The sequence below is a fragment of the Bartonella gabonensis genome, assembly GCF_903679515.1.
GTDB lineage: Bacteria > Pseudomonadota > Alphaproteobacteria > Rhizobiales > Rhizobiaceae > Bartonella > Bartonella gabonensis.
The window spans coordinates 1-7062 of the sequence record NZ_CAHOYM010000054.1 but is presented as its reverse complement, the minus strand read 5'-3'; the positions used below and the strand labels follow the sequence as shown (position 1 = coordinate 7062).

Genomic DNA, 7062 nt, shown 5'->3' with positions numbered 1-7062 from the left:
TAGCACTGAAAGCAATTGGAGTGATAATGCGAACAACACGTGTGATGGACAAGAGGTTCGTATTCAACAGATTAATCTGTTTGATTTAGAAAACAGTCAAATMGATTGGGGTGCTTATAAAGAAARAGGACAAGCTGTCCTTAAAGAGCAACCGAAAAAAAAGCTTTTAGATCATCAAAAGGAAGCATTGAAAGATGTCTGTGAAGGTTTAAAAGAAGCAGACCGTGGCAAGCTGATTATGGCATGTGGAACGGGCAAAACTTTCACTAGTTTGAAGATAGCAGAACAAATAGCAGGTCAAGGCAAGCGTGTGTTGTTTTTAGTGCCTTCTCTTGCTTTGATGTCACAAACAATCCGTGAATGGACCCTTGATACAGAAGTGCCCTTGCGTTCCTTTGCGGTGTGTTCTGATACACAAGTGGGCAAACGTCGTAAAGGGAAGCATGATAATGAATCTGGTCTCGATGCTTCTGATCTTGTTTTACCCGCTACAACCGATGCGCAAGCACTTGCACGTAAAGCCAATAAGACCTCTCTTGATGTAATGACGGTGGTCTTTTCGACGTATCATTCCATTCAAGTGATTTCGGATGCACAAAAGGAATATGGATTACCCGAATTTGATCTGATCATTTGTGATGAAGCCCATAGAACAACGGGGGTTGTATTGGGAACAGACAAGCATGAATCTGAATTTATCAAAGTTCATGATAACAGTATCATTGGCGGTAAAAAACGCCTCTACATGACAGCAACACCAAGGATCTTTGCTGACAAGCTGAAAAAGAAGGCTGACGTATCCGATGCCGTTCTGGTGTCCATGGATAATGAAAAACTCTATGGCAAACAACTTTATAATTACAGCTTTTCAAGGGCTTTAGAGGATAAGCTGTTATCACCTTGTAAAGTTATCATATTAGTTGTCAACGAAGAAGAAGTAAGCCAATCCATTCAACATCTGATAACCAGTGATGATTATGAACTTATTCTCGATGATAGAACCAAGATTAATGGCTGTTATAGAGCCCTTACCAAAATGGACTTGAAACTTGATCTTGAAGATAACCCCAAGCCTATGCGTAGAGCTTTAGCATTTTGCAAAGATATTGAGACCTCTAAACGCATATGCAAGGAATTCAAAAAAGAAAAAGTGCAAGAATCTTTGCGCGCCCTTCATAAAAACTGTAAAGATACTCCCCCTCTTAACTGTACCCTTGCCCATATTGATGGAAGCTTTAGTGCTAAAGAGCGTACAAAACAACTTGATTGGTTAAAGGAAGATGCGGGGGAAAACACCTGCCGTGTGTTGACCAATGTACGCTGTCTTTCTGAAGGTGTTGATGTTCCTGCTCTTGATGCTGTTCTATTTTTACACCCGCGCAAAAGTCAAATTGAGATTATTCAAGCCATAGGACGCGTCATGCGTCGAGCAGAAGGTAAAAAAAGAGGCTATATCATTCTACCCGTTGGTATTCCCTTCAATATTCCACCACAACAGGCTTTAGAAAACAATAAAAAGTATGATGTCATTTGGCAAGTTCTCAATGCGTTGCGTGCTCATGATGACCACTTTAAAAACAAAATGAAAGCCTTAGAGCTAGATCAAGATGTTCGTCATCTGTTTGAGATTGTAGGGGTAACTTTTGACCCTGCTTTACAAGCAATGACCGCAGTCGTTGACGAACTATCCTTTCATGCAAAATCTGAAAGTGCTGGGCTTCATATTGGTTCAGTAGCAAATGAAAGTTCACATAAGGGTGGAAGACAAGAGGAATTCGAGTTTTATATTGATGAATTATCACGTGCTATTAAGCCAATCATTATCAGAAAATGTGGAGAACCTAATCAATGGGGAAATTGGGCGGGTAATGTCGCGGCAATTGCACAAAATCATATTATCCGTCTTAAAAGCATACTTGCTGATAAAAAGAGTGAAGCTTATCGCGCCTTTCATGACTTTCACAAGGAATTAAAGAATGGTTTAAATGACAGTATCGAGCAAGAGGATGCACTCGAGATGTTGGCGCAACATCTTGTGACGCGTCCTATTTTTGAATCCTTGTTTGATGGAAATGAGTTTGTAAGTAAAAATGCTATCTCACAAGCTATGGAAAAGATCTTAGCTGAACTTGATAAAATGAATATCAAAGAAGAAGCTAAAGATCTTGAAAAGTTTTATCAAAGTGTAAAGGAGGATACAGAGGGCATTATTGAAACGCGTGCAAAACAGAATCTTATTACTCAACTTTACGAAGATTTTTTTACCAAGGCATTCAAAAAGACAACAGATAAACTTGGAATTGTTTATACGCCTATTGAAATAGTCGATTTTATCTTACATTCCGTCAATGATGTTTTAGAGCAAGAGTTTGGACAAAGTTTGAGTTCTCGAGGCGTCTCTATTCTAGACCCTTTTACAGGGACTGGGACCTTTATCACACGGCTTTTACAATCCAATCTCATAAAACCAGAGGATATGGAATATAAATTCCGAAATGAAATCAAAGCCAACGAAATTGTTCTCTTAGCTTATTACATAGCTGCCATTAACATTGAATCGACCTATCATAGTCTTATGAAAGGTAACTATATCCCCTTTGAAGGGATTTGTTTAACCGATACGTTTCTGATGCTGGAAGAGAAAGATTTCTTCATACGCTATATGTTTGAAAATTCAGAGCGGTGTAAAAAACAGCAGGAAGCAGATATCCAAGTTATTGTTGGCAATCCCCCTTATTCCGTAGGGCAAAAAAGTGCCAATGATAATAATCCAAATATGCGTTATGACACACTTGATGATAATATTTATGAACAATATATATTACGTTCAACAGAAAAAATGAATCGCAATAAGCTTTATGACAGCTATATTAGGGCAATTCGTTGGGCAAGTAATCGCCTCAGTCCACAAGGTGGTGTTGTGGCTTATGTTTCTGGTAATGGATGGATAGATAAAATTTCTGCTGATGGTATGCGAAGTTGCCTACAAAGTGAATATTCTTCTATTTATATTATTAATCTTCGTGGGGATATTCGAAAAAACAGATTGTCGAACAGAATGGCAAAAGAAGGACAAAACGTCTTTGGCTCTGGATGTCAAAATGGAATATCAATAACTCTTTTTGTACGGAATCCAAAAAAACAACAGCCTTGTAAGATTTACTATCATGATATTGGAGATGATCTTTCTACAAAGGAAAAATTAAAGCAATTGCGTAAATTTAAGAGTATAAAAGGAATAATACAATCCAAACAGCTTATTGAAATTACTCCTAATGAAAAGCATGACTGGATAAAACCAAGAGATGTCAATTTTTACCAATTCATGCCTATGGGAGATAGGAATACTTCAATAGATACTAAACTCTTTGAAGAAGTATCACTTGGCATGAGAACAGCACGGGATGCTTGGGTTTGTAATTTCTCGAATGATGCATTAAATAAATCCGTTCAAAAAACAATTAATTTTTTTAATGAACAAAAGCGTCTCGTTGCTGAAAATCCGTCTATACCTATAAAAAAGATCATTGATTATGATGCTACCAAAATTAGTTGGGCTGATGCTCTTATCTCTAAATTGAAGAAAGATATAAATGCAACATTTGAACCTCATTTAAAGGCTCTTATTCTTTATCGCCCATTCATGGCAATGTGGCATTATACTTCACCATTCTTAAATGAAGGGCTAGGACATACGCATCAATTTTTTAATCCAAATATTCTTAACAATCTTGGCATTTGTGTTTCGGGAATAGGAAATAGATCAGGTTTTTCCTGTCTCATGACAAATAAGCCGATTAGCTTTGATACATTAGAAAAATCAAGATGCTATCCGTTTATGCTCTATTGTGAAGAAGAAAAACATCATGATCATAATTTGTTTGCTACAGACACAAAAAAGAAGGTTCGTGATGGTATTACAGATGCGGGATTAGAACATTTTAAAGCGGCTTATCCTAATGAGACCATAACAAAAGAAGATATCTTTTATTATGTTTATGGATTATTACATTCGGAAGATTATCGTACTCGTTATGCTCATAATTTATGCAAAGAATTGCCTCGTATCCCTTGTGTAAAGAGTGCTGATGATTTTTGGAAATTTGTTACAGCAGGGCGTGAACTCGGTCACTTGCACGTGAATTATGAAACTGTAGAACCTTATCCAGTCTCATTTAAAAAAGGCAATCCGAAACAAACAGATATCTCTAATCCTAAGGAATTTTATTACGTTACAGAAATGAAATTCGCAAAAATTAAGAATAGTAAGGAAAAGGATAAATCGACGGTTATTTACAACAGCAACATCATAATGACTGATATTCCTCTTGAAGCTTATGAGTATATCGTCAATGGCAAGCCGGCTCTTGAATGGGTTATGGGTCGTCAATGTGTAAAGACTGATAAAAAGAGTGGTATTATAAATGATGCCAATCGCTATGCTGTTGAAACCGTTGGAAACCCTGCCTACCCTCTAGAATTGTTTCAAAGGGTTATTACTGTAAGTTTAGAGACAATGAAAATCGTGAAAAAACTACCAAAATTAGAAATTAAAGAAATTGAATAAGCTTATAAAGCATACTCACATTATAGGCATGCTAATCTATAGGGGTATAGAATATAGCTATACCTCTTTTGTAAGTTGATTAGATATAATCTTAAAAGGAGTGTTTATATGCGTTCTTCTAAAAAGAAATCATTTGCACTTTTAGACACTATCATTTGGATTGCTTTAAGACTGATAAGAAATCCCATTTTAAATAGAATACGCTTCTTTTGAATTGCCTTTAAGAGATTATACCGTAATCTCAAATAATAGCTTTATCCTTTTTAAAAGCTCTGTTTGAAGAGAGTTATGTATATTCATTTTGCTATAGGTTTTGACAGTGTTTAAAACACCCAAAACCTCTACAAAACCCTCTTAAATATATATTAAAGATTGTATTTACGTATTGTGTTTAATATAGGTTGTTTATTTAAAACATTAACATATTGAAATATAATAACTTTTATTTTTAATTAAAAAATATATATAAAGGGGGTGTAAAAAAGAACCTCCAAAACCCCCTAAACCTCCAAAACTCATAACCATAATGATCTTGATAGCATTTCTTATAATTATAACTGTCTTTTGAAAGGCTTTAAAGGATCACATGTTTTCATAAAGCACATTTTAATCACTCACTAAAATCATAAATTTATCTATTTAAGCAGACTGATAAAAATTCATTAAAGGGATTTTGATAATGTAATCAGTTTTCACTTTCATACGCTTTTCATAAAACACGTTTTAATTACGCACTAAAATGATTACTTTTGTCGGTTCAATTTACTGACAAATAACTGATAAATATATATTATTAGTTGAATTTATGGCTGTATTGTCGATATAGGTTGTATCATTAAAATGCTAACATATTGAAATGTAATGTTTTTAATTTTCTCTCATTTGAAAAAAATAATATAGGGTATAAAAAGAACTGACTAAACTGACAAAAATGACAAAAGTCTATTAAAAGGGATTTTGCTCATCTCTAGAGTTATCAATCTCTCTTTAGATGTTTTCATAAAAAGCAATAAATAACAATTACCATTTCTTTTATGAAAATGAAAAATGATGCGGTGGTTATAATGAATAACAGCTATAAAACACCCGTGAAAAAAGACTGGTTTTCATAATCATAATGCAAATGAAAGCATTGGTTATAAAGACAGTTCCTATAAAAGGCTGTTAAGTTGCAAATGTGTTATAAAAAGAAATTAACAGAAATCTTTAAAACCATTTCATAAAAAATTGATAGGTTATAAAGTTAAAAATACACATGACGAGAGCGTTTCTAAATATTATAAATGTATAGATTCAAAAAATAACGCAATTGTTTAAGAAAGCCCATAATATAGCTTTAACAATATATAATACAAAAGAAGCAATTAATAAGCATATGATAAATATTTACACACAATGCATTTAAAAAAATCATAAAAAATATCAAAAAAGTGTATAAATTAATTAACAATAAATACGTATTTTGTTATATAAATAATCAAGTGATTAACAAACACTGAACATGTAGCGGATAGATTACGATACAATCTTTCCAAAGCTTTTAAAAACTGGCTATCTTTTATGCTTTAGTTAGCATATATGATGATTTTGTCGGGTGTAGTTACACCATACAATACCCTTTTATGGGAAAAGTGTAACAACGGACTACATGCCGTGTTTGTTAGCGCCCGACGCTCTTATGGGTGTCAATAACAAACATATAAACATGTAGGATTTAATTATGACAACTATATCAAAAAACACCCTCGTTATCTCTAAAATTGCAAATGAAACCACCTTTGTTAACAAACAAGAGCCTGCAAAAAAATATGAATTTACAGGTGAAACAATAGAGGTTGGCTTTAAAACACTTTATAGAATTAGAGCTTTAAGAGATTTTGGAGATGTTAAAAAAGGGGATTTAGGTGGTTTTATACAAGGTGAAAGCAACTTATCCCATGATAGCAATTGCTGGGTTGGAGGTAAAGCCAAGGTTTATAGCAATGCAAGAGTTTACGATAATGCCGTTGTAAGTGGTTATGCTCATGTAAACAATGTTGCTTGCATTTATGAAAACGCCCGTGTTTATGGCAAGGCTGTGGTGGCTGGTCAAATTTATGGCAATGCGAAAATCTCTGGATATGCTTGTATTTTTCCAAATGTAAAGATTTTTCGCAATGCTGTCATTAAAGGCGATACCTGGATTCACGGTAATATTGAAATCCGTAATAAAGAAACCGTCTATAACGATCAGTCACTAAATGACACTGCTTAAATAAAGCACGGGCGCGGCGGGGGTGCCCTCTCTTTAAAACATTTCATTCAAAAATTTTATCAAATCGTTATCACATTAAATTGTGAGGGTATCCTTATGTCTAAAAAATATGAATTAACCAGTGAAATCAAACAAATTAAAAATATGTTTACTAGAGAGATTACAACCCTTTATCGCATTAAAGCATTAAAAGACTTTGCTGATGTTAAAGCTGGGGTTGTCGGTGGTTTTATTGAAAAGG

The 7062-nt window shown here is 34.3% G+C and carries 2 protein-coding genes; both read left to right on the top strand.

Annotation, left to right across the window (positions count from 1 at the left end):
- Positions 1-4567: type ISP restriction/modification enzyme (locus HWX04_RS07570; RefSeq protein WP_175869528.1), on the top strand; the 4567-nt coding region annotated here is incomplete at its 5' end.
- Between the two features lie 1720 nt (positions 4568-6287).
- Positions 6288-6821, top strand: coding sequence for an LbetaH domain-containing protein (locus HWX04_RS07565; RefSeq protein ID WP_175869527.1), 534 nt, complete (start codon positions 6288-6290; stop codon positions 6819-6821).
- The last annotated feature ends 241 nt before the right edge of the window (positions 6822-7062 follow it).

Coding starts and splice junctions, on each gene's coding strand:
- HWX04_RS07565 (WP_175869527.1), top strand. CDS start 6,288: ATGACAACTATATCAAAAAACACCCTCGTTATCTCTAAAATTGCAAAT.